At 63.7% G+C, this 26083-nt stretch carries 26 protein-coding genes; 13 read left to right on the top strand and 13 right to left on the bottom strand.

The window, feature by feature from the left end; translation table 11 throughout:
- The first annotated feature begins 9 nt into the window (after window positions 1-9).
- On the top strand, window positions 10-951 hold the full coding sequence (locus ACIPUB_RS05520) for a DNA-methyltransferase (RefSeq protein WP_407606451.1): 942 nt from the start codon (window positions 10-12) through the stop codon (window positions 949-951).
- A 390-nt stretch (window positions 952-1341) separates the two neighbouring features.
- Window positions 1342-1998 (top strand): DUF6318 family protein, encoded by a 657-nt coding sequence (locus ACIPUB_RS05515; RefSeq protein ID WP_407606450.1) that lies wholly within the window; start codon window positions 1342-1344, stop codon window positions 1996-1998.
- 1280 nt (window positions 1999-3278) lie between these two features.
- Here ACIPUB_RS05515 and ACIPUB_RS05510 read toward each other — a convergent pair.
- The 3 genes from ACIPUB_RS05510 to ACIPUB_RS05500 all read right to left on the bottom strand — a co-directional run bounded on the left by ACIPUB_RS05510 (window position 3279) and on the right by ACIPUB_RS05500 (window position 6626).
- On the bottom strand, window positions 3279-3410 hold the full coding sequence (locus ACIPUB_RS05510; RefSeq protein WP_407606449.1) for a putative transporter small subunit: 132 nt from the start codon (window positions 3408-3410) through the stop codon (window positions 3279-3281).
- Window positions 3411-3433: 23 nt separating this feature from the next.
- A complete protein-coding gene (locus ACIPUB_RS05505; RefSeq protein WP_407606448.1) occupies window positions 3434-5116 on the bottom strand; it encodes a sodium:solute symporter family protein in 1683 nt (560 codons plus the stop codon).
- 649 nt (window positions 5117-5765) lie between these two features.
- A complete protein-coding gene (locus ACIPUB_RS05500; RefSeq protein ID WP_310292857.1) occupies window positions 5766-6626 on the bottom strand; it encodes a PHP domain-containing protein in 861 nt (286 codons plus the stop codon).
- 219 nt (window positions 6627-6845) lie between these two features.
- Between ACIPUB_RS05500 and ACIPUB_RS05495 the strand changes: the two genes are divergently transcribed.
- Window positions 6846-8396 carry an aminopeptidase P family protein gene (locus ACIPUB_RS05495; RefSeq protein WP_407606447.1) on the top strand — a complete coding sequence of 517 codons (1551 nt, stop codon included), beginning with the start codon at window positions 6846-6848 and terminating at the stop codon, window positions 8394-8396.
- 122 nt (window positions 8397-8518) lie between these two features.
- Here the strand turns inward: ACIPUB_RS05495 and ACIPUB_RS05490 are convergent, their stop codons facing one another.
- Window positions 8519-9403: a general stress protein gene (locus ACIPUB_RS05490; protein ID WP_407606446.1), complete on the bottom strand. Its 885-nt coding sequence runs from the start codon at window positions 9401-9403 to the stop codon at window positions 8519-8521.
- 150 nt (window positions 9404-9553) lie between these two features.
- Between ACIPUB_RS05490 and ACIPUB_RS05485 the strand changes: the two genes are divergently transcribed.
- The 3 genes from ACIPUB_RS05485 to ACIPUB_RS05475 are packed head-to-tail and all read left to right on the top strand — an operon-like array spanning window position 9554 to window position 12616.
- Window positions 9554-10888 (top strand): magnesium transporter MgtE N-terminal domain-containing protein, encoded by a 1335-nt coding sequence (locus ACIPUB_RS05485; protein WP_407606445.1) that lies wholly within the window; start codon window positions 9554-9556, stop codon window positions 10886-10888.
- A complete protein-coding gene (locus ACIPUB_RS05480) occupies window positions 10881-11510 on the top strand; it encodes a DUF1003 domain-containing protein (protein ID WP_407606444.1) in 630 nt (209 codons plus the stop codon). The genes ACIPUB_RS05485 and ACIPUB_RS05480 overlap by 8 nt, the downstream gene beginning before the upstream one ends.
- Window positions 11507-12616: an Mrp/NBP35 family ATP-binding protein gene (locus ACIPUB_RS05475; RefSeq protein WP_407606443.1), complete on the top strand. Its 1110-nt coding sequence runs from the start codon at window positions 11507-11509 to the stop codon at window positions 12614-12616. Before ACIPUB_RS05480 ends, ACIPUB_RS05475 begins: the two co-directional genes overlap by 4 nt.
- Window positions 12617-12807: 191 nt before the next feature.
- On the opposite strand, the gene ACIPUB_RS05470 is transcribed toward ACIPUB_RS05475, so the two are convergent.
- Genes ACIPUB_RS05470 through sigE form a run of 3 tightly spaced genes read right to left on the bottom strand, consistent with a single transcriptional unit; the run spans window position 12808 to window position 14739 of the window.
- The gene (locus ACIPUB_RS05470) at window positions 12808-13185 is read right to left on the bottom strand and encodes a sec-independent translocase (protein WP_407606442.1); all 378 of its coding nucleotides are present in this window, start codon (window positions 13183-13185) and stop codon (window positions 12808-12810) included.
- 42 nt (window positions 13186-13227) lie between these two features.
- Window positions 13228-14127, bottom strand: a complete 900-nt coding sequence (locus ACIPUB_RS05465) for a zf-HC2 domain-containing protein (protein WP_407606441.1) — start codon at window positions 14125-14127, stop codon at window positions 13228-13230.
- Window positions 14128-14130: 3 nt separating this feature from the next.
- The gene (gene sigE / locus ACIPUB_RS05460) at window positions 14131-14739 is read right to left on the bottom strand and encodes an RNA polymerase sigma factor SigE (RefSeq protein ID WP_264270970.1); all 609 of its coding nucleotides are present in this window, start codon (window positions 14737-14739) and stop codon (window positions 14131-14133) included.
- 232 nt (window positions 14740-14971) lie between these two features.
- Here sigE and ACIPUB_RS05455 point away from each other — a divergent pair, with 232 nt between their 5' ends.
- The gene (locus tag ACIPUB_RS05455) at window positions 14972-15607 is read left to right on the top strand and encodes an O-methyltransferase (RefSeq protein ID WP_407606440.1); all 636 of its coding nucleotides are present in this window, start codon (window positions 14972-14974) and stop codon (window positions 15605-15607) included.
- A 146-nt stretch (window positions 15608-15753) separates the two neighbouring features.
- Here ACIPUB_RS05455 and ACIPUB_RS05450 read toward each other — a convergent pair whose 3' ends face one another.
- The 3 genes from ACIPUB_RS05450 to ACIPUB_RS05440 form a co-directional block, all read right to left on the bottom strand.
- A complete protein-coding gene (locus tag ACIPUB_RS05450; protein ID WP_264270931.1) occupies window positions 15754-15921 on the bottom strand; it encodes a DUF3117 domain-containing protein in 168 nt (55 codons plus the stop codon).
- Between the two features lie 112 nt (window positions 15922-16033).
- A complete protein-coding gene (locus ACIPUB_RS05445; RefSeq protein ID WP_407606483.1) occupies window positions 16034-16381 on the bottom strand; it encodes a DivIVA domain-containing protein in 348 nt (115 codons plus the stop codon).
- Window positions 16382-16428: 47 nt separating this feature from the next.
- Window positions 16429-17217, bottom strand: a complete 789-nt coding sequence (locus ACIPUB_RS05440) for a TIGR00730 family Rossman fold protein (RefSeq protein WP_407606482.1) — start codon at window positions 17215-17217, stop codon at window positions 16429-16431.
- Window positions 17218-17341: 124 nt separating this feature from the next.
- On the opposite strand from ACIPUB_RS05440, the gene ACIPUB_RS05435 reads away from it, so the two are divergent.
- The 4 genes from ACIPUB_RS05435 (at window position 17342) to ACIPUB_RS05420 (ending at window position 20684) form a co-directional block, all read left to right on the top strand.
- Window positions 17342-18118 (top strand): amino acid ABC transporter ATP-binding protein, encoded by a 777-nt coding sequence (locus tag ACIPUB_RS05435; RefSeq protein ID WP_372342943.1) that lies wholly within the window; start codon window positions 17342-17344, stop codon window positions 18116-18118.
- Window positions 18119-18191: 73 nt separating this feature from the next.
- Complete coding sequence (locus ACIPUB_RS05430; RefSeq protein WP_407606439.1) at window positions 18192-19019, top strand: glutamate ABC transporter substrate-binding protein; 828 nt, start codon at window positions 18192-18194, stop codon at window positions 19017-19019.
- Between the two features lie 85 nt (window positions 19020-19104).
- On the top strand, window positions 19105-19785 hold the full coding sequence (locus ACIPUB_RS05425) for an amino acid ABC transporter permease (RefSeq protein ID WP_407606438.1): 681 nt from the start codon (window positions 19105-19107) through the stop codon (window positions 19783-19785).
- Window positions 19782-20684, top strand: coding sequence for an amino acid ABC transporter permease (locus tag ACIPUB_RS05420; RefSeq protein WP_407606437.1), 903 nt, complete (start codon window positions 19782-19784; stop codon window positions 20682-20684). The genes ACIPUB_RS05425 and ACIPUB_RS05420 overlap by 4 nt, the downstream gene beginning before the upstream one ends.
- A 137-nt stretch (window positions 20685-20821) precedes the next feature.
- On the opposite strand, the gene dapE is transcribed toward ACIPUB_RS05420, so the two are convergent.
- Window positions 20822-21961 (bottom strand): succinyl-diaminopimelate desuccinylase, encoded by a 1140-nt coding sequence (gene dapE / locus ACIPUB_RS05415; protein WP_407606481.1) that lies wholly within the window; start codon window positions 21959-21961, stop codon window positions 20822-20824.
- 37 nt (window positions 21962-21998) lie between these two features.
- Here dapE and dapD point away from each other — a divergent pair, with 37 nt between their 5' ends.
- Both dapD and ACIPUB_RS05405 read left to right on the top strand, forming a co-directional pair.
- Complete coding sequence (gene dapD / locus ACIPUB_RS05410) at window positions 21999-22961, top strand: 2,3,4,5-tetrahydropyridine-2,6-dicarboxylate N-succinyltransferase (RefSeq protein WP_407606436.1); 963 nt, start codon at window positions 21999-22001, stop codon at window positions 22959-22961.
- Entirely contained in the window at window positions 22951-23868 is a 918-nt protein-coding gene (locus tag ACIPUB_RS05405; RefSeq protein WP_407606435.1) for a hypothetical protein, read from the top strand. Before dapD ends, ACIPUB_RS05405 begins: the two co-directional genes overlap by 11 nt.
- A gap of 13 nt (window positions 23869-23881) precedes the next feature.
- On the opposite strand, the gene ACIPUB_RS05400 is transcribed toward ACIPUB_RS05405, so the two are convergent.
- Both ACIPUB_RS05400 and ACIPUB_RS05395 read right to left on the bottom strand, forming a co-directional pair.
- Window positions 23882-24481, bottom strand: a complete 600-nt coding sequence (locus ACIPUB_RS05400) for a hypothetical protein (RefSeq protein ID WP_407606434.1) — start codon at window positions 24479-24481, stop codon at window positions 23882-23884.
- A 226-nt stretch (window positions 24482-24707) separates the two neighbouring features.
- On the bottom strand, window positions 24708-25991 hold the full coding sequence (locus ACIPUB_RS05395) for a citrate synthase (RefSeq protein ID WP_407606433.1): 1284 nt from the start codon (window positions 25989-25991) through the stop codon (window positions 24708-24710).
- Window positions 25992-26083 lie beyond the last annotated feature (92 nt).

Here is a 26083-nt window from a genome sequence, read left to right as displayed (position 1 = left end):
AGCAACTAGATGACGTTGACCAGCATTCCCGACGGGCCCATCGCCGATCCTTCACCGGACGCCGATGGGCCCGCCGCGGCATCCCCCGTCCCCGCCTGGGATCCGGCGGGACCAAACCTGATCGTCCATGCCGAAAACGCGACGTTCCTGCCCACCCTGCCCGACGAGTCCTTCACCCTGATCTACGTCGATCCGCCGTTCAACACCGGGCGGACGCAAAAGCGCCAGGTCATGACGTCGGTCCGCGCCGCCGCCGGCGAGGGCGACCGCGTCGGCTTCCAGGGCCGGAGCTACTCCACCCTGCGCGGGGACCTGCACAGCTACGACGACGCGTTCGACGACTACTGGTCCTTCCTGGAACCGCGCCTGCGAGAGGCCTGGCGGTTGTTGGCCGACGACGGCACGCTGTATGTGCACCTCGACTACCGCGAGGTCCACTACGCCAAGGTCATGCTCGACTCGATCTTCGGACGCGAGTCGTTCCTGAACGAGATCATCTGGGCCTACGACTACGGAGCACGGGCCAAGTCCCGCTGGCCGGCCAAGCACGACAACATCCTCGTGTACGTCAAGAACCCGAAGACGTACCACTTCGACAACGCCGAGGTCGACCGTGAGCCCTACATGGCTCCCGGCCTGGTCACCGCCGAAAAGCGCGAGCGCGGCAAGCTGCCCACCGATGTATGGTGGCACACCATCGTCTCTCCGACTGGCAAGGAAAAGACCGGGTACCCCACGCAGAAGCCCGAGGGCATCCTGCGCCGGATCATCAACGCGAGTTCTCGCGAAGGTGACTGGGTCCTGGACTTCTTCGCGGGCTCCGGCACCACCGGTTCCGTCGCGCAGGCACTGGGCCGCCGCTTCGTCTGCGTGGACGAAAACCCCCAGTCGATCTCCGTGATGAGCAAGCGCATCCCGAGGGCCACGCTGCTACAGGTCCTGGAGGACTAACCTTTCCACGCGGTCCTGCTGCTCGGTTCAGCGCCAATCGGCCGCGGGTTGAAACCCTTTCCAACCTAAGCCCCGTACCACTTCGAATTCCGAAGTGGTACGGGGCTTAGTGCTGTCCGCGAGTCATGACACCGACTGAATTGGATTCCTCAGCCTGTCCGGATGCGATCCTGGCCGGTCAGCGCTCTAGTACGCGAACCTCGGTTTCGATCTTTTGAGACGCGCACGGAACCACCCTTGCCTTCCGACGTCCGGGGGCATCTGTCATTGGTCCAATCGCCACCCGAACAGGCACGAAGCCGATAGAACCCTGTGGAAAACGCTCCGAAACCCTCGCGAACGGGCTAGGCTGTCTGCTAATTGACTCCGACCGAATCGTAGGCCTCAGGCATGTTTACGAAAACCAAGCAAGTCATCGTCGTTTTCTCCTCGGGTGCGCTGCTGCTGGCAGCAGCGGGATGCACCGGAAGCGCTGTCCCCGCCGAACCCTCGAGCTCGTCTTCAATTTCCACCGCCACAGCAACGAGTTCGTCTCCGACGCCATCACCGAGTCCCACAGCGAAACCAACACCCAAGCCCATTCCCGCTAGCTCCAAGGGTCCAGCGAAGAATTGGCCTGTTCCCAAGATGCCCGAGGAGGCGAAGAAGAAATCCGAGGCCGGGGTCAAAACTTTCGTGGAACACTATTACGAGTTAATTGAGTACACCACGGAAACCAACGACTCAAAGCCCCTGAGGGCCGTCACTGATCCCTCCTGTGAGGCATGCTTTGAGGAGTTCATCGATACGGCCGATGGAAATAGGATCGCAGGTTCATGGATAACTGGCGTTGACCTAAAGCCAGTCATAACCAAATCAATAGTCGATGGCAAGGGCGGAGTCGCGCTATTCACACTGCGGCAAGGAGAAATGCTCGTGTACGCCAGCGATGGCACACAATACGCAAAATTCCCGGCCGTAGAAAAGCCCCTCCCTGGAACTATGGTGTTGAGCTATGAATCTGGTTGGAAGGTTCAGTCGCTTGACGTTGAAGCAGAGAAACAGTAATGAGACTTCGCCTTATTGCATACATTTCTGCAGCCATCGTCACCGCTTCACTCGTTGGAATGGCGAATGTCGATCTGGCCATCATCCCAGACGACGCCAAATGCCAAGAAGTCCAGAAGTACGCCGGTCAAACTATCGTTGTGCAAGTCGTTTGCCCGAAAACCGCGGACTATTCAGGAAATCGTAGTGTCGAGAACCGGTCTAAATCCAAGACCGTGTCACGTGGTCCGAAACTGAAGTACGCGGTCAAGTACTACTCGGAGTGCACGCCGGATATGACGACGCGAGTAGGGTGCGACGCAATCGCCGACCCCACTTGCGCGGAAGGCGGTTGGCGGACGTTTCGGGTTGTAAGAGCAATCAATGGTCCACGTGCAGGACAGATAGTTGGCGTTTCCACGTACTGCTCCGCCGAACCACCCATGAATGTTCCCGGTGCTGAGCAAGATATCGCCAGAATTTCCTTAGCGCAGTTCAGGAAACTTCCAATTGCAGCGTCGTCAATAGTCAGTCAACCAGAGGGCTTCTCACTACGAAATGGGCATGCACACCTATACGCAGAGTCTAAGGACCAGAATTTCAGCATCGAACTTTTCGATCAAAATGTGCGAATACGGGCAATTCCTGTGATTTATCTCTGGAATTACGGTGATGGGACATCTCGGTCTTTGAACTACGCAGGGACCCCAGCATCAAACCGCGGATTTGATGAGTCGACCAACACCAGCCACGTGTATGGAGAAACGGGAGACTTTAGGGTCGGACTGACTACACGGTTCCGTGGTGAGTACTCGACGGAGGGTGGCCCGTGGACTCCGATCCCCGGCGTCGCCAATGTACCGAGTGAATCAATCACCATGAGCGTCTGGCGGACTAAGAAGATCCTCGTGGCGGAGAACTGCAGCCAGGGTTCGGACGCTCCCGGGTGCGCTTCACTCTTCGACAGATAACTTGCCGGCCGCTGGCAGCAGGAACTTCCGTGGAAGATTCCGGTCCGGGCCCCGAATTGGCAAAGGGGGAAATCGGAGCCGCTCACGTTATTACCGATCAAATCTTGCAGCGAAAGTGCCGGGCTTGTCGTCAAGGTTGATGATGGCTGCCCGAGTCTCTGGGGCGTGGTACTTCGTCGAGGCGGACGAGCAACGTCGCTAGTCTAAAGCGGCAAAACCGGCATCATAAGCGAAAAGTGCGAGGAGTCTGCCAGTGACCTGGCAGACTCCCCGCACTTGAACTAGCTGGAAACGCCGTCGGCCCTTGGACCCACGTTGTCTCCCGCCGTCCTAGACCATGCCTCGGCCCTCTGCGCGCGCCTGGAGCCATTCCCGATAGAAGGCACGCACAATCACAAAGAGCGTTCCACCAACCACCAGGGGCCAGGTCAAGACATATACGGTCAACCAAAAAATACTCATAACAGTCTCCTGTTTCCTTGTCTCTACTTCGAAGTGGCTAGGTTGTCGGAATCGTTCGTGATCGTCTCGACGGGGTCGAAGTCACCGACACGGTCCTTGATGGTGCTGAAGTCGAACTCCTGCTTGGAGCGCACCGACATGAGGTAGCAGACGACCGTCGAGACCGAATAGGCGACCAGCGAGCCGCTGAGCACGGCGTATTCATGCAGGACATCGAAGGCAAACGGCGCGACGATGACGATTGCTGCGATACCAATGATCCGGGCAATTTTCATCCCGAAGAATCCAAAGCTCATCAGTCCCAGGACCACGCCAACTCCGACGATGGAAACGACGTCCACGACGTAGCCGGTCAGACCGGACATCGAGATCCATTCGAAGCGCACCGGCAGGAAAACTGCCAGGGCAGTCAGTGAGGAGACGGTGAAGGCCATGTTCGTGACCTTTTTCCAGTAGAAGCTCGCAATGACCGGGAACACCAGCGCACCCCACAGCGCGCCGACGAAGACCAAGAGGTCAAGGATGTTCATCTTCCCGCTCGCAAAGAACAAGCCGGCTGCGGTGGCCAGAATCATCGTTATCCGGCCGACCAGCAGCATCGTCTTCGGATTGGCTTTCTTCTTGCCAACGGACTGACCGTAGATGTCGGCCATTGCGATTGATGAAAGAGCCGCTAGGTCGGAATCGGCCGTGGAGGAAAGCGATCCCAGGATCATGATGAAGAAAATACACAACAGGACCGGGCCAAGGTAGGTAACGGCCATCTGCGGAATTAGGTTGTTGATGTCCCCGTCGATCGGGGTGACGCCTGCGTACAAGGCGATGACACCGAGCATGCCGAATCCGATAATGGTCGCACCGTAGCCGATCGTCGCCGTGATGAAGGTCGGCTTGATCAGGTCTTCACGAACTGCGAAGAGTCGCTGGGCGATCGTCTGGTTACCGATGGCGTACGCCAACACGGCCGCGATGTACGGCGCGCCCTGGTTCATGAACGCATCGGAAGAGAAGAAGTCGCTCTGCTGAGCCGTGAGGTTTGAGGCGCCTGTTTCAAAGAGACCCGGGCCTCCGGCGGCGAAGAAGATCACCGGAATAATGATCACCACGGCACCGAGCATCGCCACGACCTGGGCAAAATCGGTGAGCACCGATGCCCTGAACCCGGACCACAGGGTGTAAAGCAGGATGCCTGCAGCCACCGCGATGATGCCCTGGCGGAAACTAAAGGGAGAGAGCAACGCGATGAGTGCGCCACCGGCAATGAAGTTGGAGGTCAGCGAAATGACGCTACCGAGGATGTTGGATCCGGCCAGCATGAGTTGGCTGGAACGACCATGGCGGGCATACATGACCTCGGCAAGGGTGTGTGCCTTTGGCGCTACCGCACGGATCCTCCGGCCGAAGGGGTAGATGAATAGAATCATCAATGCTCCCCAAAGACCGTAGTGAATCGGCCCGGAAATGCCATAGGTATAGCCCGATGTCGCGGAGGCGTACATCGAGGATGCCCAGATCCATGTGGCGGTCATGCTTGCCGCGGAAACGCCGAAACCAATTTTGTTTCCGGCTGTCATATAACCGTCGGCGTTTTCTTTCTTTTTGCCAATCATAAGGGACATGACAAATGTCCCCCCGTAAAACAGCACCAACAACCCCAGGACAACCCATCCTGCGAGAAGCTGATAATCCCCGTTTTCGAGATCCATATCCATCCTCTCTTCGTAGGAATGCCGCCGGCAACAATTCCTAATTTGCGCGCTGGCCTACAAGGCACAATTAATCGAATTCGCATACACGAATCGAGCAGACATCCGGCGTGGACGCATTCTGAGCGCGCATAACCACCCGGGCTTCATGCCGGATACTTGGACATCGGACTATGGTCGCAGGGAGGTGTTCCTCACCAGTGCACGACACCGATTTACATCCAAATGACGGCTAAGTTCATACCGTCGTGGTTGCGAGTTGCTTCGTGAAACGTTGGAACTAGGCTCAACAAAAACATTTCAAACTGTGAAGCAACTACAACGATAGTAGCAGGTGTCCGGGCGCGCCCACCCCGGAGGACGATTACGCACCGATTCCAAAACCGCAAAATCCGTCCGTTCAGTGGGGCCGTTACGACCATCAACCGAATTATGATTGGCGGAACTCGTAATGTGTTTGCGACTGGATGACCACTTACCGAATAGCTATTGTCCATCCGCCAAACTCAAAATTAATCAACGCGCATAACGAGAAAAAGTACGCGTCTGACCACCACATCGGCAACTCAGGAAAGCCCTCACCGGGCATCAAAAAGGCGCACCGTCAGCGTCCCCTCCGGAACGGCAGCGGTGCGCATGATGGGGAAGGCTAGAACAGGTCGGGCATTCCGACCGGTGCGGAGCCGGTCCCGGCTTCCAGAATCCGCTGCAGCATCTCGGGGCTGGTGGTGTTTTCGCCCAGTCGGTTCGGTTTGCCGGTGCCGTGGTAGTCCGAAGACCCAGTGACGATCAAGTCGTGTTCCAGCGCAAGCGCACGCAGGTATTTGCGCCCCTCTTCGGGGTTGTCCCGGTGCTCGATTTCCAGGCCCAACAAACCAGCCTCGATCATCTGCTCGAAGGTCTCCTCCCCCACCACCCGGCCGCGGGCGGAGGCAACCGGGTGTGCAAACACCGGTACCCCACCGGCATCGCGCACCAGTTTGACCGCGGTCACCGGATCCATGGCGTAGTGGCCCACGTAGTAGCGCGAGCGAGCTGTCAGCACCTCAGCGAACGCCTCGGTGCGGGTCCGGACCACACCGGCCGTGACCAGGGCATCGGCGATGTGGGGTCGGCCGATCGTCCCGCCGGGGATCGAGTGGCGGGCGATCAGGTCCCAATCCACCGGATAATCCTCGGCGAGCAACTCGACCATGCGCCGTGCACGGGTAATGCGCGCGTCGCGGGCCTTTTCGATTTCCTCGATCAGTCCCGCATGCGCAGGGTCGTGCAAGTAGCAGAGCAAGTGGACGCTGACGCCGGCCTCGGTCTTGCAGGAGATCTCCATGCCCGGGACCAACCCCACGCCGATTTCAAGTGCGGCTTCCCCCGCTGCGGCCCACCCGGACGTCTGGTCGTGATCGGTCAGCGCCAGCACGTCAAGGCCCGCGGCCTTGGCCGCTGCCACCAATTCGGCGGGGTGCTCCGTCCCGTCGGAAACATGTGAATGAGCATGAAGGTCGATCCGCATGTCTCTCAGGGTAGCCCCTTGGCAGGACAGCGTCGGCAGTGCCCCGCGGTGTTCTTCCGACAACGAACAGCCGATGCCGCGCGGCACCTCGATGGGCAGCGGCCGTTCACCGCGAAAGCGTGCGGTTTGCGCCAGCCACACAACCAGTCCCCGGCACCGGCACCTAGTTGTTCTTAGGGCGTCTTGGCGTAAGTGTCCGGCCTTTGAGACGATTGGACAATGAGCACTGATGCAACCACCACCACCGGCAGCGACCAGCCCCTCGAAGAGCGCGTGAACAACCGTTCCCAGCGCCCCAACTCCGAGGCCTTCAAGAAGTTCATGGCCTCATCATGGGCCCCGGAAAACTCCACGCTTCCGGACGCGGATCAGGTCGCGCCGTATGCGGCCGCCCGCCGCGCAGCTATCTCGGCCAGATTCCCCGGCGAACGCCTGGTCATTCCCGCCGGGCCGCACAAGGTCAGGTCCAACGACACCGACTACCGCTTCCGTCCGCATTCAGGTTTCGCCCACCTCACCGGGCTGGGCCTTGACCACGAGCCGGAAGCCGTCCTGGTGCTGGAACCCACCGAGACCGGCGCGGGCGACAACGGCTCGAACCACGTTTCCACGCTCTACTTCTCCCCGATGGCGGGGCGCGATTCGGAGGAGTTCTACTCCAACGCCCGCACCGGAGAGTTCTGGATCGGACCCCGCCCGACCCTGCCCCTGCTGCAGGCGCGCCTGGGTCTGCCCACCGCCGACCTGACCGGACTCGAGGTTGCCATCACCAAGGACGCCGGCGTGGTGGAATTCGGCGGCATGCGCATCCGCCTGCTGCGCGAAGTGGACATGAACTGCGACGCGCTCGTCGACACCTCCCGCATCAACACCGGAGTGGACCTGGAGGTCTCGGACTCCCTGGACGGCGAGCTCTCCGAGGCCCTGAGCGAGATCCGCCTGGTCAAGGACGAGTGGGAAATCGCGGAGATGAAGAAGTCGGTGGCGGCCACGGTGAACGGCTTCCACGACGTCGTCCGCTCGCTGGACCGCGCCATGGGCCACGAACGCGGCGAGCGCGTGGTCGAGGGTGCGTTCTTCGCCCGGGCCCGCGAAGAGGGCAACGACCTGGGGTACGACACCATCGCCGCCGCGGGCAACAACGCCACGGTGCTTCACTGGATCAACAACAACGGCACCGTCAATGACGGGGACCTGCTGCTGCTGGATGCCGGCGTCGAGGCCGAGTCGCTGTACACCGCCGACGTGACCCGCACCCTGCCGGTCAACGGCAGCTACACCGAGGTGCAGCGCAAGATCTACCAGGCGGTGCTCGACGCCGCCGACGCCGCATTCGCCGTGGCCAAGCCGGGCACCCGTTTCCGCGACCTGCACACTGCCGCGGTGACGGTGCTGGCACAGAACCTCGACGCCTGGGGCTTGCTGCCGGTGCCACTCGAGGAGGCACTCTCCCCCGAGGGCCAGCAGCACCGCCGCTGGATGCCCCACGGCACCAGCCACCACCTCGGTCTGGACGTGCACGACTGCGCACAGGCCAAGGCAGAGCTGTACCTGGACGGAATCCTCGAGGAGGGCATGGTCTTCACCATCGAGCCCGGCCTGTACTTCAAGAACGAGGACCTCGCCGTACCGGAGGAATACCGCGGCATCGGCGTGCGCATCGAGGACGATGTGCTCATCACCGCCGACGGCTGCGTGAACCTCTCTGCGGCACTGCCGCGCACCCCGGCCGAGGTCGAGGAATGGATGGCACAGGTCCGCAAGGGCTGATCTGACGCACCTGCCACATAACGTGAAGGCGGCCCCCATCCTCGTAGGATGAAGGCCGCCTTCGCGTTTCGTGCTTGTTGGGCTTGCCGCCCGGGGCCGTGCCCCGGGTGCGTGGCCGCTGGCTAGAGGTGCTTGCCGTGTTCCGGGTGTTTCGCATCCTCCGGCGTGGATTCCCCGCTTGCGCTCCCGGCGCCGGTTTCGCGGTCCGCGTCCCCGGTGCCATCTGTCGATTCGGTTTCCTCGGGTGCGGGTGCGGCTGCCGGTGTGTCGGCTGCAGGCGCCGCCGAGGCCTCAGGCACCGGGGCCGCGGCCGGGGGCTGGTTGTCCTGGATCCGGATGCCGAATTGCGGGCGCCCGTCGGGCAAGTCCGAGTAGCTGCCGGAGGTCGGGGCGCTGGCGCCCTGGTCAGCGGGCGCCGCGGGCGCGGCGGCCTGGACCGGGGCCTGTGGCTGCGGCTGCGGCTGCGGCTGCGGCTGCGGGGTGTGTGCGCCCACGCCGTTGTCCGCCGCCATGCGGCTCATGGGCAGGTTGGCCGCCATGGCACGCGCCGCATGTGCGTGCGAGAAAGCCACCACCACGTCGTAGCTGGTGGCCAGCACCTGGGACTGCGAGGCGAAGTCGCGCTTGCCGCGCCGGAACGAGTAGCTCACCACGCCCACCAGCATCCAGATGGCCATGCCGATGCCCACCGAGGACAGGATCTGCGCCAGCGCGTTGGAGCCCGGGCTGAAGATCGTCAGCACCAGCCCCACGAAGACGCCGAACATCGCGCCCTGGGCGGCACCGGCGGCGGCAACCTTCGGGTAGCTGAGCTTCGCGGTGACCCGCTCCACCGACTTGAGGTCGTTGCCCACGATGGTGAGGTTGGCGACGGGGAAGTCGTGGTCGGCCAGGTAGTCAACCACCTTCTGGGCATCCAGGTACGTGCTGTAGCGGCCCAAAAGCTCACCGCGCGGCAAGCCGGGCAGGTTCGGGTTGGACGGGGACGCACCAAGTGGGGATGACATATATCCATTGTGCACGCTGCCGCACCCGAACACCTGGCTTGATCGCTGAAGGTGAAAGCGATGCCGCACACAACCGCGGTTTCACCACGTAGCACTCAACACATGGACCAAACCGCCGAAGGGTGCACCTCAGGCAGTAGCCTAGAGAGCGTGAGCAGCAATTCTACGAAGGTCTTCATCGCACGCCTGCTGGGCCTGGACGTCTTCGACCCGCTGGGCGACCGCCTGGGCCGGTTGCGTGACGTCGTGGTCGTTTCCCGCCTGGCCACCAAGCCCGCCCAGTGCGTCGGCGTGGTCGTCGAGGTGCCCGGCAAGCGACGCGTCTTCGTGCCCATGACCCGCATCCAGGCCATGGAGTCGGGGCAGATCATCTGTTCCGGCCTGGTGAACATGCGTCGCTTCCAGCAGCGCGGCGCGGAGATCCTGGTGGCTGCGGAGCTCTTCGACAGGCGCGTGGTGTTCGAGGACGGCTCCGGCAACGCGGTGGTCGAGGACATCGGCCTGGCCCGGGAACGCAACGGGGACTGGATCATCTCCGACTACTACGTGCGCCGCGGAGAACCCGCCGGCGGTCTGCTGGGCCTGCGCCGGGCGCGCGGCGAGCGGCTGCTGGTGCCCTGGGACGCGATCGTGCATACCGCACTGCACGAACCGCAGGCCGCCAGCACCTACGTCGCTGCCCACGACGAGATGAAGCCCGCCGACTTCGCCGACGCGCTGCACGAGATGAACCAAAAGCGCCGCGTCGAGGTCGCCTCCGAACTCCAGGACGAGCGGCTGGCCGACGTGCTGCAGGAGATGCCCGACGACGAACAGGTGCAGATCATTTCCGCCCTGGACATGGAACGCGCCGCCGACGTGCTGGAGGAAATGGACCCCGACGACGCCGCCGACCTGTTGGGCGAGCTCTCCGAGGACACCAAGCACGCACTGCTGGAATTGATGCAGCCCGAGGAGGCGCGCGACGTGCGCCGCCTGCTCGAGTACGCCGAGGGCACCGCCGGGTCGATGATGACCCCGGTCCCGGTGATCCTCTCCCCCGAGGCCACCGTCGCCGAGGCCCTGGCCTCGGTGCGCCGCGAGGAGCTGAGCCCCGCCCTGGCCTCCACCGTCTTCGTCACCCGGCCCCCGCTGGAGACGCCCACCGGCCGCTACCTGGGCGCCGTGCACATCCAGGCGCTGCTGCGCACCCCGCCGCCGGAGTCCCTGGGCAACATCCTGGATTCCGACGTCGAACCCATCGACGACCAGGCGGGGGTCGCCGACGTCGCGCGCACCCTGGCCAGCTACAACCTCACCTCGCTGGCCGTGGTGAACGACGACGGGCGCCTGGTCGGCGCGGTGACCGTCGATGACGTGCTTGACCACCTGCTGCCCGATGACTGGCGCACCCACGACGACCATCCCGACGACGCCGCACCCGATGCCCCGGCGCCGTCCACCGGCACCGACCTACCACCCCTGAACGGAGGTTCCCATGGCTGAGAAGCGCCAGGCCTCGACAGGCCTCGACACCCCCATGTCCGCCCGCAACCGCTTCTTCCCGCGCTTTGCCCCCAACCCCGACAGGTTTGGGTCCAGCACCGAGAAATTCGCGCGCTTCATGGGCACCCCGCAGTTCCTGTTCTACATGACCATCTTCTGCGTGTTCTGGCTGATCTGGAACACGCTGGCCCCGGAGGGCTGGCGCTTCGACTCCGCGGCCCTGGGCTTCACGGCGCTGACGCTGATGCTCTCGCTGCAGGCCTCCTACGCCGCCCCGCTGCTGCTGCTGGCGCAGAACCGGCAGGACGACCGCGACCGGGTCTCGCTGACAGAGGACCGCGGGCGGGCCGAACGCAACCTCTCCGACACCGAGTACCTCACCCGCGAACTCGCGGCACTGCGCATCGCCCTGCGCGACGTGGCAACCCGCGACTACGTGCGCTCCGAATTGCGCTCGGCCCTCGAGGACTTGCTGGAAACCACCGACGGCGAGGAACTGAACCTCCGCGCCAAGACCACCAAGCGCCGCGACCGCAGCTCGACCAACACCGGGCTCATCCCTCAGGTGCCCCCGCGGGCACCTGAGGGCCGCTCGCGGCCCCGGAGGAACGACACGCCATGACCCTCGAGCCCCGGCTCCTTGAAGCACTCTCCGCCGTCCAGGACCCCGAACTGCGCCGGCCCATCACCGAGCTCGGCATGGTCGAATCCGCCAACCTGTCCGAGGGCACCGCACGGGTCACGGTGCTGCTGACCATCGCCGGCTGCCCGATGCGCTCCACCATCGAAAACGACGTCGCGGCCGCCCTGTCCGCGGTGCCCGGCGTCGGCCACGTCGAGGTCACCCTCGGGGTCATGAGCCCCGAGCAGCGCGCGGCCCTGCGCGAGTCGCTCAAGGGCCGCTCCGTCCCGTTCTCGGACCCGGCCTCGCTGACCCGGGTCATCGCCATCGCCAGCGGCAAGGGCGGGGTCGGCAAGTCCTCGCTGACCGCCAACCTGGCCTGCGCGATGGCCGCCGACGGGCTGCGCGTCGGGCTCATCGACGCCGACGTGCACGGCTTTTCCATCCCCGGGCTGCTGGGCATCCCCGGCGCCAAGCCGACCCGCGTGGATGAGATGATCCTGCCGCCGGTGGCCCACGGGGTGAAGGTGATTTCGATCGGCATGTTCATCGACGACAACAAGCCGGTGATCTGGCGCGGCCCGATGCTGCACCGCGCGCTGGAGCAATTCCTGACCGATGTGCACTTCGGCGACCTGGACGTGCTGCTGCTGGACCTGCCCCCGGGCACCGGGGACATCGCCATCTCCGTTTCCCAGCTTTTGCCCGGTTCCGAGCTGGTGGTGGTCACCACACCGCAGGCGGCCGCGGCCCAGGTCGCCGAGCGCGCCGGGTCGATCGCCGTCCAGACCGGGCAGAAGGTCGTGGGCGTCATCGAGAACATGAGCGCCATGGTGCTGCCCGACGGGTCGCTCCTGGAGATCTTCGGTTCCGGCGGCGGGGCGGAACTCGCGCAGCGTCTGTCGCTGGTACTGGACACCGAGGTCCCGCTGCTGGGCCAGGTCGCACTTGACCCTCTGCTGCGCGTCGGGGGCGATACGGGTCTGCCGCTGGTGCTTTCCCACCCGGATTCCCCCGCCGCCGCACAGATCATCGAGATGGCCCGCAGCCTCACGCACCGCCCGCGCGGCCTGGCAGGACTGAAACTGGGCGTCACCCCGCGCTAGGAGCCCCCGGTCCCCACGACCGGCCCCCGGCAGCCGCAGCCGGCCACTCAGCACTGAGGCGTAACGCATGACCCGTCCCGATGCTTCCTGCCGGCCTCGAGGCCCCGGACAGGTCCCGGACAGCACAAAGGCGGCCTCCCCCGAAGGATGCCGCCTGAAGTGCCTGCCGTGGGTCCGCCGTCGGGCCTCGGCTACGTTGCCTCGTTGTCAAAGGGCGCCGGCTCGTGCGGGGCCAGCGGGGCGACCTTCGCGGTGGCCACCGAGCGTTGCCGCGCGGCCGGGGTTTCCTTCACGGCCGACACCGCGTCCTCGAAGTCCTCGAGTAGCGCCTCCTTGATGATCCTGCGCGGGTCGTATTGGCGCGGGTCAAGCTTGCGCCAGTCCATGTCGGCGATGTCGTCGCCGACTTCCTCGCGCAACTGCTCCTTGGCACCGGTGGCCATGCGGCGCAGTTCCTTGACCAGGCGCGCCAGTTGCGCGGCATACTCCGGCAGTTTCTCGGGTCCCAGAATAACCACCGCGAGCACCGCAAGCACCAGCAGTTCACTGCCATTGATTCCCAAAAACACCCTTGTAGACTACCTGCTTTCGAGCTGCGATGAGGCCATTGCCTATTTGAAGTCCAAAACCATGAGGCGGGAAAAGCCCCGCAGCAGGCGTTGCGATAATTTCTCGGTGGAGGGATCCAGCGACACGATGCGCGTATGTTCAGCGACCACCAGCCGCTGCAGGACCTGTTCCACGTCGGCCTTGGACATGTCGGAGGAAACTTCGTACCTCACGTCTTCCATGTTCAGCGTGGCGGTTCCCCCAGCATACGTGACGGCGGCAGCCGCCTTGGCACCCAAGCGCCGACCCAGTTCGGTCAGCATGCCGGAGGTCGGATCGGTGCTGGCCGACGCGGCCTTGGTGGTCTGCAGCGGCGCCTTCACGGCACTGGACAGGGTGCGGGTCTCGGCCAGCTCCACGGTGTGTTCCTCATCGCTGAGCACCAGCGTCACCGTCGCCTCGCCGCCCACCAGCACCCCGCTGGCCGAGGTAAGGGTGAACCCCGCAGCTTCAATGACCGGGCAGGTCCAACCGGCCTGGCGTAATTGGGTGATGGTATCCGTATCCAGCGTGCGGGCCGTGGCGTTCCAGGACTCCGCCGGATCGCCCTTGGCGGCACCCTGCGCGGCCTGTGCACCCAGGACCCAGGACATCGCCGCGATCGTGCCCACCAGGGCGAAGAGCAGCAGCAACACCACCATGGGCACGAATCCGTTCCTCCGGGAACCCCGCGCACCGCGCTCGTTGGGCAGCGCGTAGTGGGCGCCGAGCAGGGTCTGGGCGTTCAGCGGCACGACGGGAACAGCGGGGGAATTCGGCGCGGAAACAGGGCCGCGCTGCCAGGTGTTCAACGCAGCCGAGCACGCGGCGCAACCCGGGACGTGCTTCTCCAGGGCCTTGGCGCGACGACCGTTCAGCCGGCCGCCCACGTATTCGCCCATCCAGCGTTCATACCGATGCATGCCCTAGCGCACTCCCGGGATCGTCCGCCGGATCTTGGGCAAGGCCCTGGTTGCTGCGGGCCTGGTGGCCGGATTGCGGTGCGCCAGTTTTTCGCGCAGCATCCCACGGCCACGGTGAATGCGGGAGCGAACGGTGCCGAGCTTGACGTTCAGCGCCTCGGAGACCTCTTCGTAGGACAGTCCCTCGAGGTCGCACAGGACCACTGCCGCCCGGAATTCGGGACTCAGCCCGTCGAGTGCGGCCTGGACGTCGATATCCAGGTTGTTGTATTCAAAGCTGCGTTCCGGTCCGGGTGCGGTCCCGGGGATCTTGGCCTCGGCGTCCTCGGCAAGCCCGTCAAAGCGGATGCGGGACTTGCGCCGCGCCTGGTCCAGGAACAAGTTGGTGGTGATGCGGTGCAACCAGCCCCCGATGGTTCCCGGGGTGAAGGTGTGCAGCGAGCGGAAGACCCTCACGAAGGTTTCCTGCGCCAGGTCCTCTGCGTCCTGCCGGTTGCCCGTTAGGCGGTACGCGAGGCGATAGACGCGCGGCGAGTGGTCCTTGACGATCTCGTCCCACGTCGGCACTTCGAGCTCGGCAGGCTCGTCGAGGGAGCGTACGTCGCTGGCCAAGGAGAAATTCGATGCGTTCACGTCCACAAGTCTCGCGCAGGCTCCTGAGCGGAAGCTGAAAGCAACCTGTGCCGCTTCAATGTTTCGGTTTCACCCCTGACAGGGCCCGGTACAAGGATAGGATGGGGGCTGGCGGTGTCAGCTGGGATGCCGTCCCTTGCCACTGTCGCCTCCGGGTCGGGGCAAGGCCACCAGCCCGCAACGCACCACTCGAAGGATTTGCCGCACAACCATGAACCTGGACATCTTTAGCAGCTGGACATACGCGCAGGCCCAGACCCAGGAAGATGCGGTGCTGGAGCGGGCCCGCGAGCGCGGCCGCGAGCTGGGTGTGGAGTCCGTGGGAGCGGCCACGGCCAATTTCCTCTCCGTCCTCGCCGCCATCTCCGGCGCCAGGAACATGGTGGAAATCGGCACCGGCGTCGGGGTCTCGGGCACCAGCCTGCTGCGTGGGGCGGGGAAGCATTCCGCGCTGACGACGATTGACATCGATGTCGACCATCTGGCCGCCGCCCGCGCCGCCTTCCACGATGCGGGGGTCGACGGGTCACGCACCCGCGCCATATCGGGCCGTGCGCAGGCAGTGCTGCCCCGCCTCACCGACGGTGCCTACGACCTGGTCTTCATCGATGCGGACAAGACGCACCTCCTGGAGTACGTCAACCAGGGCATCCGCTTGGTCAAGGTCGGCGGCCTCGTCATCGTGCACGACGCCTTCGACCAGCATCGCGTTCCCAAGCCGGCCGTGCGCCAGCCCAGCACCGTGGCCACGCGCAATGCGACCCGCGTGCTGCGTGAGGATGAGCGCTTTGTCAGCTCTCTGGTGCCCACCGGGCTCGGCCTCCAGCTCGCCGCCCGCATCGGCTAGCGAGCACCCCGCGCTCCGCACCCCGGGAGCGTGCAAAGTGCCACCGGGAGTCCCGGCCTTGGTTTCGGCCGAAGCCCGACACACCAAGGGGCGGGCACCGGCCGTATCGGCCAAATCCCCGCCCCGCAGCATTCCGACACCAAGTCCTACTCGGTGGCACCTACCAAGCAATCGCGCAGCTCGGCGGCCTCGTCGGCATTGAGCTCAACAACCAGACGCCCGCCACCGTCAATCGGTACGCGCATGATCAGGCTACGGCCTTCCTTCGTGACCTCCATCGGACCATCCCCGGTACGTGGTTTCATCGCAGCCATTAGCGCTGTTCCCTTTCATTTGAGGTAAAGGATTTTTTTGGGCCTTCACCCGGTGGTGAGTTAATCGGCGAACCCGGAAATTCTTGATCCGCTTTCAACTTGCTACGTTCCATTATTCCGAAGAATGGCTCGTGTTGCTAATCACAAGCCCTTTTCCGTGTGCCGCGATGACCTCATGCAACCGAGAAATCTCGGCCGAAAGGACATCGAGGACCTCATCAACCTGGTCGCATCGATATCCGCGGAGCCCCAGCGAAAAGCTCACGTTCTCGACATCCTCGGCGCTCGGCCGCTCGGGAAGAAGCACCGGCGGCAGGCTGGCCACCGGTTCGACCAGCCCTTGGATCGGGACGTTGAAGGGCTCAAACCGTCGCCCGTCCTGGCCCGTGCGAGCCCGCCGGACTCCAACACCAAGCAACACTGCGGCACCGAGTATGACGATGGCGACCACCAGCAGCATGTAAACCAACTTGCGCTCCTCAGTAGTTTGCGATCGGCCGTCGGGTCTTAGTCCCCTGCGACAAAGCCATTGGGCCTGGCCGAATTAACAACAATATCCACGGCTTCTTCGACGTCGTCGGTGATGTGAACCAAGTCAAGGTCTGAAACGGAGATGGCACCTTCCACCGCAACGGTGTTTCGCAGCCATTCCAGAAGCGGGCTCCAATATGCGATGCCGACCAAAACAATGGGGAATCCGGTCACCTTTTCGGTTTGCACCAAGGTCAGCGCCTCAAAGAGTTCATCCAATGTTCCATAACCGCCAGGCAAGACGATGAACCCTTGTGAGTACTTGACGAACATTGTTTTTCTTGCGAAGAAGTAGCGGAAGTTGATTCCGAGGTCCACCCACTCGTTGAGTCCGGTTTCGAAGGGCAGCTCAATACCCAGCCCGACCGAGATGCCGCCGGCGGCAACCGCACCTTTGTTTGCTGCCTCCATGGCCCCGGGGCCGCCACCGGTTATCACTGCCACCCCGGCGGCCGCAATGAGCTCGCCGATCTTCTCGGCCTGGTTGTAGCGCTCCGACCCACGCGGTGTGCGGGCGGAACCGAAGACGCTGATCGCCGGCCCCAAGCCGGCAAGGGCACCGAAGCCTTCAACGAATTCACTCTGGATGCGCAAAACCCGCCACGGATCGGAGTGGGTGAAATCCTCATCCTCGCGCGTATCAAGAAGATAGGCATCCGACTGCTCGGTTTTGGCTTGCGAGCGACGCAACACCACCGAGCCTTTTCGGCGTGCCGGATCGGGCAGGGCATCAAAGTTCTTCGATTGCGAATTCTGGCGTTGCATGCCCTCCACTGTAATGGCAATTCCCGGTCCGACTGGCCGCGTCAGGGCCGCTTTAGGCAAAGATTTGGCATCGACTGGCCAAATCATGGTCGTGAAGCGCGTCACTTCGGATAGTGTTCTTGTCATGAGCACTGATTCCCACTCGAATAGCGCTAACCCGGACCTGACTCCCATCGTCAGGCTCTCCGGGGTTAACAAGCACTATGGCCACCTCCATGTTCTACAGAACATCAACCTTGAAGTCAGCAAGGGTGAAGTCGTCGTCGTACTGGGCCCATCCGGTTCGGGGAAGTCGACCCTATGCCGCACCATCAATCGACTCGAAACCATCGATACCGGATCCATCGAAATCGATGGCAAGGTGTTGCCCGAAGAAGGCAAAATGCTGGCCAAGCTGCGTGCAGACGTCGGCATGGTGTTCCAGTCATTTAACCTCTTTGCACACAAAACCATTCTGGAGAATGTCACCCTGGGCCCGATCAAGGCCAAGGGGATGAAGAAGTCGGATGCCGACAAGCTCGCGATGTCCTTGCTGGAACGCGTCGGTGTTGCCAACCAGAAGGACAAGCTCCCCGCACAGCTTTCCGGTGGCCAGCAGCAACGCGTGGCCATTGCCCGCGCACTCGCCATGCGTCCGAAGGTCATGCTCTTTGACGAGCCGACGTCTGCCTTGGACCCCGAAATGATCAACGAAGTCCTTGACACGATGATTGGCCTCGCCAAGGAAGGCATGACGATGATCGTGGTGACCCATGAGATGGGATTCGCCCGAAAGGCCGCCGACCGCGTGATCTTCATGGCCGATGGCCTGATCGTCGAGGAATCCACCCCCGATAAGTTCTTCACCAATCCGGAGAGTGCGCGGGCCAAGGATTTCCTCGGCAAGCTCATCACCAACTAAAGACGTTCAACGACACTCTTACTTCGATGGATGGGAAACTCGCTCTCATCCTTGATCACAACAAGGAGAAACGATGCGTAAGTCTCGCATTTCAGCAGTAGCAGCCATGGCAGCAGCCGGGGCCCTGGCCCTGACCGGTTGTGGCGGATCCGGCGGCGAAACCGCCGATGGTGACACCATCAAGATCGGCATCAAGTTCGACCAGCCAGGTCTCGGCTTCAAGGACGGCGAGGCCTACACAGGTTTCGACGTCGATGTCGCCAAGTACGTTGCCAATGAACTGGGCTTCGCGGAAGACAAGATCGAATGGGTCTCCGCCCCGTCTGCAAACCGCGAAACCCTGCTGGAAACCAAGCAGCTCGACATGATCTTCGCGACCTACTCGATCACCGACACCCGCAAGGAGCGAGTGGCCTTCGCCGGCCCCTACTTCGTCGCCGGCCAGGACCTCTTGGTCCGCCAGGACGACTCCTCCATCACCGGCCCGGAGACCTTGACCGGCAAGAAGCTTTGCTCGGTGACGGGTTCGACTTCGGCCCAGAAGGTCTCCGACTCCTACCCCGGCGTGGCACTGGTTGAACAGGGCGGCTATGCCGACTGCCTCGGCCTGCTGGAAACCGGTGGCATCGACGCAGTCACCACCGATGACATCATCCTGGCCGGCCTTGCAGCCACCGAGGCCAACAAGGGCAAGTTCAAGGTCGTGGGCAACACCTTCTCCGAGGAGAAGTACGGCGTCGGCCTGAGCAAGGACGCCACCACCTGTGCCGACATCAACACCGCCATCGCCAAGATGGTCGAATCCGGCGAATGGGAAAAGGCGCTCCAGGCCAACACCGAGGGCACCGGCTATAAGCCCAACGCCGACATGAACCCCCCGACGCCCGAGGCCTGCGCCTAGTCACTGATCGTTCTCATGGGTCCCATCCGGCGCGTGATCCGCGCCGGATGGGACCTACCTCAATCGCACCCTAAAGGAGTAAGCCATGCAAGGCTACCTTTCCCTATGGGATGAATACGGCGGACAAATGTTGTCCGCCTTCTGGGGCAACCTGCAGCTGACATTTTGGGCAGCCATCGGGTCGTTGGTCCTGGGCACGCTCTTGGCACTGATGCGCATTTCGCCGGTGCCAAGCTTCCGCGCCTTCGGAACCTCTTACGTGAACATCTTCCGAAACACCCCGCTGACCATCATCATGGCCTTTGGCGTGTTGGTTCTCTTTGGCGTGTTCAGGGTCCAGTTCAGCTCGGATTTCAATCTCAACTTCTTCCAGATCGCCATTCTCGGTTTGACGATCTACCACTCCGCCTTCGTGTGTGAAGCCATTCGTTCAGGCGTCAACACCGTGCCGCTGGGCCAGGCCGAGGCGGCCCGCGCCATCGGGCTAAGCTTCTTGCCCGCCGCACGCCTGGTCATCCTGCCGCAGGCCTTCCGCGGGGCCATTGCACCGTTGGGCAACGTGCTGATCGCGTTGATCAAGAACACGACGGTCGCCGTGGCAGGTTCGGTGGCCGAGATCTCGGGCCTCATGAAGACCATGCTTGAGTTCCGCGCCGATGTCGGGATCCTGATCTTCCTCACCATCGCCGTGTTCTTCGTGATCGTCGTGATCCCCGTTGGCTTGCTCACCACGTACCTATCCAAGAAGTTGGCGGTGGCACGATGAAAGTCTCCGAATCCGTTCTGTTCGACGCCCCCGGGCCCAAGGCCCGGCGTCGCGTGCTCATTGTCAACGTCCTCGGCGTACTGCTTGCACTCTTTCTGGTCTATTACCTGTTCAAGGTCATGAACGACGCAGGTCAGCTGGCTGCCGAGAAGTGGTCGGTGTTCGGCGAGGGCTCCATCTGGGAGAACTACATAGTCCCCGGCCTGCTGAACACGCTGAGGGCTGCGGCAGTCGCCATCGTCACCTCGTTGGTCTTCGGGTTCATCTTTGGCATCGGGCGCCTGTCCACCAACAAGGTGGTCAACTGGATCAGCTCCGTTGTCGTGGAGTTCTTCCGTGCGGTGCCGGTGCTGCTGATGATGATCTTCCTCTGGATCATCCTGGCTCGCTCCGGGATCGTGGCCCCGAGCGACTCGCCGTTCGTCGCGGTGGTCGTGGGCCTGACGCTGTACAACGGATCAATCGTTGCCGAGTTGATTCGCTCGGGCGTCTTCGGCCTGCCCAAGGGCCAGCGCGAGGCGGGTATCGCCATTGGCCTGACCCGCGGACAGTCGCTGCGCAACGTGGAGATCCCGCAGGCACTCATCGCGATGCTGCCGGCGCTGATCGGCCAGTTCGTGGTCATCCTGAAGGATTCCGCGTTGGGCTACATCATCAACTTCAACGAGTTGCTCTTCAACGGCAGGCTCATCGGCACGGGCAACGCCAACGTGCTGCAGGCGCTCGTGGTGGTGGCAGCGATCTTCATCCTGATCAACTTCGCGCTCTCGAAGCTGGCCTCCGTGGTCGCGGGCCGGCTCAGCAGCCGCGGCATCAGCGCGGGCAAGCCCCTGGACCCGGCAGTGCCGGTGGTGGTCGCCGACCTGAGCACCAAGGTTCCCGGAGGTCCGGCCACCTAGGCCAAACCCGGACAGGGCACAGCACGGCGAAAAGGGCCGGGCGGCAGTCGGTCTCGTGATCCACGAGACGTCGATTGTCGCCCGGCCCTTTTGCGCCGGTGATGGATCCCGGCGATGCACCGGGGTCCGGGGGGGTGCTATGCGGAGGGGGCTTCGCCGAGCCAGCGGCGCAGTGCGGCCAGGCAGTCGTGGATGGCGGTGCGGGTGACATGTTCGTCGTCCGAATGCGCCAGCAGCGCATCGCCCGGACCGAAGTTCACCGCGGGAATACCCAGCGCCGAGAAGCGGGCGACATCGGTCCACCCGAACTTCGGCTTCGGGGTCTGGCCCACCGCCTCGACGAAGGAGGCTGCTGCAGGATGCCGGAGCCCGGGCCGGGCGCCGCCGGCGCCGTCGGTGCGGACGATCTCGAAGCCCTCAAAGAGCTCGAACACGTGGGCTTCGGCGGCCTCCACGTCCTTGTCGGGGGCGAAGCGGTAGTTGACCTCGACCTCGCAGTAGTCAGGGATCACGTTGCCGGCGATGCCGCCGTTGATGCGCACCGCATTGAGCGACTCGCGGAATTCCAGCCCGTCCACCTCCACGGTCTGGGGCGTGTAGCCGGCCAGGACCTGCAGGATGGGTGCTGCGGCGTGGATGGCGTTCTCGCCCATCCAGGCTCGGGCCGAGTGCGCCGCGACCCCGCGGGTGCGCACCTTGTAGCGGCTGGTGCCGTTGCAGCCGCCCTCCACGGTGCCGTCGGTGGGTTCAAGCAGGATGGCGAAGTCGCCGCCGAGCAGTTCCGGGCAGTTGCGGAAGAGCCGGCCCAGGCCCGACTTGGAGCCCTCGACTTCCTCGTGGTCGTAGAAGATGTAGGTGACGTCCCGGTTCGGGTCCTGCAGCGTGGCCGCCAGGGCAAGCTGCACCGCCACACCGCCCTTCATGTCGGTCGCGCCGCGGCCGTAGAGCGTCTCGCCGTCCCAGCTCACCGGCACTGTCCCCCGGGCACCGGGGGTCGTGGGCAGCGGCACGGTGTCAAGGTGGCCGGCCAGGATCACCCGCTCCGCCCGGCCCAGCGTCGTGCGGGCCACGATCGAGTCCCCGTCGCGGTGCAGCGACAGACCCGGGATCTGGCGCAGGGCGGATTCGATGGCGTCCGCCAGGGCGGTCTCGTTTCCGGAGACGGACTCGATGTCCATCAGCCGGGCGGTCAGGTCCGCCACGTCTTCGCGCAGGTCCAGGTCAATGGGCGTGGCGGGGGCGGCGGGGTTTGCGGGGCTGGGTTTGCTGTGCACAATCCAAGATTAGTACCCGGGGCCGCGCTAGGATTGATTCATGACTCCGGTAGACACCCCATCCACGCACGCCTCCACACACGACCTCAGGATCGCCTCGGCCCACGGCCTGGCCACCTACGCCGCCGACGGCTCGGTGCTGGACGCGTGGTTCCCGAATCCCGTCGTCGGCGTCCTGGAAGACGCTGCGCAGATTTCCGGGGACCTGGCCGCCGCCGCCCGGGACGATGCCGGGCGTGGCACCACGCAGGCTGTGATCGCCCTTGAAATCAACCTCGACGTTGCCCCCGCGGACACCGCGGATGTCTGGCTGCGCCTGCACCTGCTCTCCCACCGACTGGTGACCCCCAACAACGTCAACCTCGACGGGGCCTTCGGCCTGCTGCAAAACGTCGTGTGGACGAACTTCGGACCCTGCGCAGTTGCAGACTTCGAACGCACCCGTCTGCGCCTGCGCCCGCGCGGTGCCCTGACCGTCTACGGGGTCGACAAGTTCCCCCGGATGCTCGACTACGTCGTTCCCGCAGGGGTCCGCGTTGCCGACGGCGGCCGCGTCCGTCTGGGCGCGCACCTGGCATCGGGCACCACCGTCATGCACGAGGGCTTCGTGAACTTCAATGCCGGAACCTTGGGCGCCTCGATGGTCGAGGGCAGGATCTCCGCCTCGGTCGTGGTGGGCAACGGTTCTGATGTTGGCGGCGGTGCCTCCATCATGGGCACCCTCTCCGGCGGAGGCAAGGAACGGATCGTCATCGGCGAACGCGTGCTGCTGGGTGCAAACTCCGGCGTGGGCATTTCCATCGGGGACGACTCGGTCGTCGAAGCCGGCCTCTACGTCACCGCCGGAACCCGCGTCCAGCTCGGGAACACCGTGGTCAAAGCCGTTGAACTTTCCGGGGTTCCGAACCTGCTCTTCCGCCGCAACTCGCTCACCGGTGCCGTGGAGGCGCTGCCGCGGGCCGGCCAACACGTGGAATTGAACAGCGTCCTGCATGCCAACTGACGCACACCAACGCGTGCTCTCGTTGGGCTCGCGGCATGCCGACCGGCATCATGGTCGGCACCGCGGGCCCCGACGCTGGGGCCGCACCTTTTTGGCCCTGGTGCTCGCCATGGGGCTCATCGGCGGTGGGCTCTACGCCGCGGTGAACTTCATCGGGATCGATGCCACGGTGGTACGCCAGAAATGCACCGCCCTGGTGGGCTCGACGCTGCACTCCCTGACACCGGACCAGGCCTCGAACGCCGCGGTGATCGCCGCGGCGGCCACCAAGCGGAACATGCCCACGCGCGCAGCCACCATCGGGATCGCCACCTCGATGCAGGAATCCAAGCTCACCAACATCGACTATGGCGACAACGCCGGCCCGGATTCGCGCGGCCTGTTCCAGCAGCGCCCGTCCATGGGCTGGGGCACCGAGGAGCAGGTCCAGGATCCGGTCTATGCCGCCAACCGCTTCTTCCAGGAGCTGGAGACCTTTGACTACGAGTCGATGGCCCTGACCGACGCGGCGCAGAAGGTCCAGCGCTCCGCCTACCCGCAGGCCTACGCCAAGCATGAGGAAGAGGCCACAGCCTTTGCCTCGGCGCTCACCGGGGCCTCCCCCTCGACGCTCAATTGCACGCTGCGCCCGACGGATGGTGCCGGCTCGGCCACGACGGTGGCAGCCGACCTGTTGGCGACCACGGGCCAGAAGGCCGACGACCTGGCCGGAAACCGCGTGCGCATCGCCGTACGCGGCGACCAGGGCTGGGCCATCGCCCAGTGGGCCGTGGCCAACGCGCAGAAGCACCAGACCGAGTCGGTCTCCTACGCGGGACTGGTGTGGAACCGCTCCGAGGGCCGCTGGGTGCCTGCGGCCACCACAGACGGCTACGTCATCATCTCCCTGGCCGGTTCCGCGAAATAGCGAAACACCGCGCCTAGATCATCAGGTCGATGATGGGCTGCAGGTAGCTGCGGAAAAGCGTCGCATCCCGCATCAGTTCCTGGCTCAGGATCACCGTGTCCGGTTCCACGAACCAGGCGCGACGCTCGGCCAGCGGCAGCTCGACCAGCTTCAGATGCAGGTCATCGAGGTTCTTGCCCTCCAACTCCCGTTCGGCGAAGAGATGCGCCAAGAGCTGGAGCCGTTCCTTGGTGTTGTCGACGCAGTAATCCTGGTACTCCCCCACCCTGTTCTGCGTCCAGGTGTAGGCGTTGCCGTAGTGGGCACGCAAGAGGTGTTGCAGGCTCGGTGAATCGGAGAAGCCCGGAAAGTCCGGTTCCGCGTGGATGTCGATGGTCGGTTGGCCGTTGGCCAGGATCTGCTCCCACCAGCTTTGCCATTCCTGGCGCAGTTCTCCGGCGGCATTTTCGGACAGCTCCCGCGCGGCAGCCGGCTTGACCCGGGGGCTCAGCGGCGCGAGCGACATTGCCCCCATCGGCTCGATGGCCGCCAAGTCCCGGAAATATAGCGCCAGCAACATCTCCTTGTCGATATCGGCCGAAACCTTCCAACCCGAACCAGACTCCAGCACCATATGTGCACACCCGTTTCCGTTAAATCCCATGCCTAAATCTAGGATAAGCCCGAAATGGCACAAAAGCCCCGAAAGTCCGGGGATCAGCGTGCAGGCGGCCGTTCACGGCAAAGGGGGGCCGGCACCGTTGACGGATACATCTCCTTCAACGGTGCCGGCCCCCCTCGGCTGGCATTGCTGCGGTTCGCGCGGCGGGATCCCTTCCCCGCTGCGGCTCCGGACAGGCCTAGCGGTTCGGGTAGTTGCGCTCCGACTCGCCGATGTAGAGCTGGCGCGGGCGCCCGATCTTCATTTCCGGATCCTGGATCATTTCACGCCACTGCGCGATCCAGCCCGGCAGGCGGCCGATGGCGAACAGCACGGTGAACATCTTCTCCGGGAAGCCCATGGCCTTGTAGATCAGGCCTGTGTAGAAGTCGACGTTCGGGTAGAGCTTGCGCGAGATGAAGTAGTCATCGTTCAGGGCGCGCTCTTCCAGGGACATCGCGATGTCCAGCAGCTCGTCGTTGCCGCCGAGCTTGCCGAGGATCTCGTGGGCCGTGTTCTTGATGATCTTGGCGCGCGGATCGTAGTTCTTGTAGACGCGGTGTCCGAAGCCCATGAGGCGGACGCCGTCTTCCTTGTTCTTGACCTTCTCCATGAAGTCGGCGGGCTTCAGGCCCTCGGACTGGATCTGGCGCAACATCTTGAGCACTGCCTCGTTGGCGCCGCCGTGGGCGGGGCCGAACAGCGCGTTGATTCCGGCGGAGACCGAGGCGAACATGTTCGCGTTCGAGGAACCGACCAGGCGCACCGTGGAGGTGGAGCAGTTCTGTTCGTGGTCCGCGTGCAGGACCAGCAGCTGGTCGAGGGCCTTGACCATGACCGGATCCATGTCATACGGTTCGGCGGCGAGGCCGAAGCTCAGGCGCATGAAGTTCTCGACCAGGTTCATCGAGTTGTCCGGGTAGAGCAGTGCCTGGCCGATGGACTTCTTGTGCGCGTAGGCGGCAAGCACCGGCATCTTGGCCAGCAGGCGGATGGTCGAGAGCTCGACCTGTTCCTCGTTGAACGGATCCAACGAATCCTGGTACCAGGTGGACAGGGCGGAGACGGCCGAGGAGAGCACCGGCATCGGGTGCGCGTCGCGCGGGAAGCCGCCGAAGAAGCCCTTGAGCTCTTCATGCAGCAGCGTGTGCCGGCGGATCTTCTGGTCGAATTCCTCCAGCTCGGTGGCCGAGGGCAGGTTGCCGTAGATCAGCAGGTAGCTGGTTTCCAGGAAGCTGGACTTCTCGGCCAGCTGCTCGATCGGGTAACCGCGGTAGCGCAGGATCCCCGCATCGCCATCGATGAAGGTGATCGCGGACTTGGTCGCCGCAGTGTTCATGAAGCCTGGGTCGTACGTCACGCCGCCTGTCGCCTTCAACAGGGGGGCGATGTTAAAGCCATTGTTGCCTTCTACCGCGGGCACAACAGGGAGTTCGATGCTGTTGCCGCCGAAGCTGAGCTGAGCAGAATTGTTTTCCGTCATTGTCTCTCCTAACCGGAATGCAGATGAATCCGATGGTCAGTAATCACTGTCACGCTACCGTTTAGTAGGCTCTTGACACTAATTGGTTGGTC

It is taken from the genome of Paeniglutamicibacter sp. ORCA_105, from assembly GCF_045798545.1.
Lineage (GTDB): Bacteria > Actinomycetota > Actinomycetes > Actinomycetales > Micrococcaceae > Paeniglutamicibacter > Paeniglutamicibacter sulfureus.
This window is presented reverse-complemented; position numbering and strand designations above follow the sequence as displayed.

Coding starts and splice junctions, on each gene's coding strand:
- ACIPUB_RS05520 (WP_407606451.1), top strand. CDS start 10: ATGACGTTGACCAGCATTCCCGACGGGCCCATCGCCGATCCTTCACCG.
- ACIPUB_RS05515 (WP_407606450.1), top strand. CDS start 1,342: ATGTTTACGAAAACCAAGCAAGTCATCGTCGTTTTCTCCTCGGGTGCG.
- ACIPUB_RS05510 (WP_407606449.1), bottom strand. CDS start 3,410: ATGAGTATTTTTTGGTTGACCGTATATGTCTTGACCTGGCCCCTGGTG.
- ACIPUB_RS05505 (WP_407606448.1), bottom strand. CDS start 5,116: ATGGATCTCGAAAACGGGGATTATCAGCTTCTCGCAGGATGGGTTGTC.
- ACIPUB_RS05500 (WP_310292857.1), bottom strand. CDS start 6,626: ATGCGGATCGACCTTCATGCTCATTCACATGTTTCCGACGGGACGGAG.
- ACIPUB_RS05495 (WP_407606447.1), top strand. CDS start 6,846: ATGAGCACTGATGCAACCACCACCACCGGCAGCGACCAGCCCCTCGAA.
- ACIPUB_RS05490 (WP_407606446.1), bottom strand. CDS start 9,403: ATGTCATCCCCACTTGGTGCGTCCCCGTCCAACCCGAACCTGCCCGGC.
- ACIPUB_RS05480 (WP_407606444.1), top strand. CDS start 10,881: ATGGCTGAGAAGCGCCAGGCCTCGACAGGCCTCGACACCCCCATGTCC.
- ACIPUB_RS05475 (WP_407606443.1), top strand. CDS start 11,507: ATGACCCTCGAGCCCCGGCTCCTTGAAGCACTCTCCGCCGTCCAGGAC.
- ACIPUB_RS05465 (WP_407606441.1), bottom strand. CDS start 14,127: ATGCATCGGTATGAACGCTGGATGGGCGAATACGTGGGCGGCCGGCTG.
- ACIPUB_RS05455 (WP_407606440.1), top strand. CDS start 14,972: ATGAACCTGGACATCTTTAGCAGCTGGACATACGCGCAGGCCCAGACC.
- ACIPUB_RS05450 (WP_264270931.1), bottom strand. CDS start 15,921: ATGGCTGCGATGAAACCACGTACCGGGGATGGTCCGATGGAGGTCACG.
- ACIPUB_RS05445 (WP_407606483.1), bottom strand. CDS start 16,381: ATGCTGCTGGTGGTCGCCATCGTCATACTCGGTGCCGCAGTGTTGCTT.
- ACIPUB_RS05440 (WP_407606482.1), bottom strand. CDS start 17,217: ATGCAACGCCAGAATTCGCAATCGAAGAACTTTGATGCCCTGCCCGAT.
- ACIPUB_RS05435 (WP_372342943.1), top strand. CDS start 17,342: ATGAGCACTGATTCCCACTCGAATAGCGCTAACCCGGACCTGACTCCC.
- ACIPUB_RS05430 (WP_407606439.1), top strand. CDS start 18,192: ATGCGTAAGTCTCGCATTTCAGCAGTAGCAGCCATGGCAGCAGCCGGG.
- ACIPUB_RS05425 (WP_407606438.1), top strand. CDS start 19,105: ATGCAAGGCTACCTTTCCCTATGGGATGAATACGGCGGACAAATGTTG.
- ACIPUB_RS05420 (WP_407606437.1), top strand. CDS start 19,782: ATGAAAGTCTCCGAATCCGTTCTGTTCGACGCCCCCGGGCCCAAGGCC.
- dapD (WP_407606436.1), top strand. CDS start 21,999: ATGACTCCGGTAGACACCCCATCCACGCACGCCTCCACACACGACCTC.
- ACIPUB_RS05405 (WP_407606435.1), top strand. CDS start 22,951: ATGCCAACTGACGCACACCAACGCGTGCTCTCGTTGGGCTCGCGGCAT.
- ACIPUB_RS05400 (WP_407606434.1), bottom strand. CDS start 24,481: ATGGTGCTGGAGTCTGGTTCGGGTTGGAAGGTTTCGGCCGATATCGAC.
- ACIPUB_RS05395 (WP_407606433.1), bottom strand. CDS start 25,991: ATGACGGAAAACAATTCTGCTCAGCTCAGCTTCGGCGGCAACAGCATC.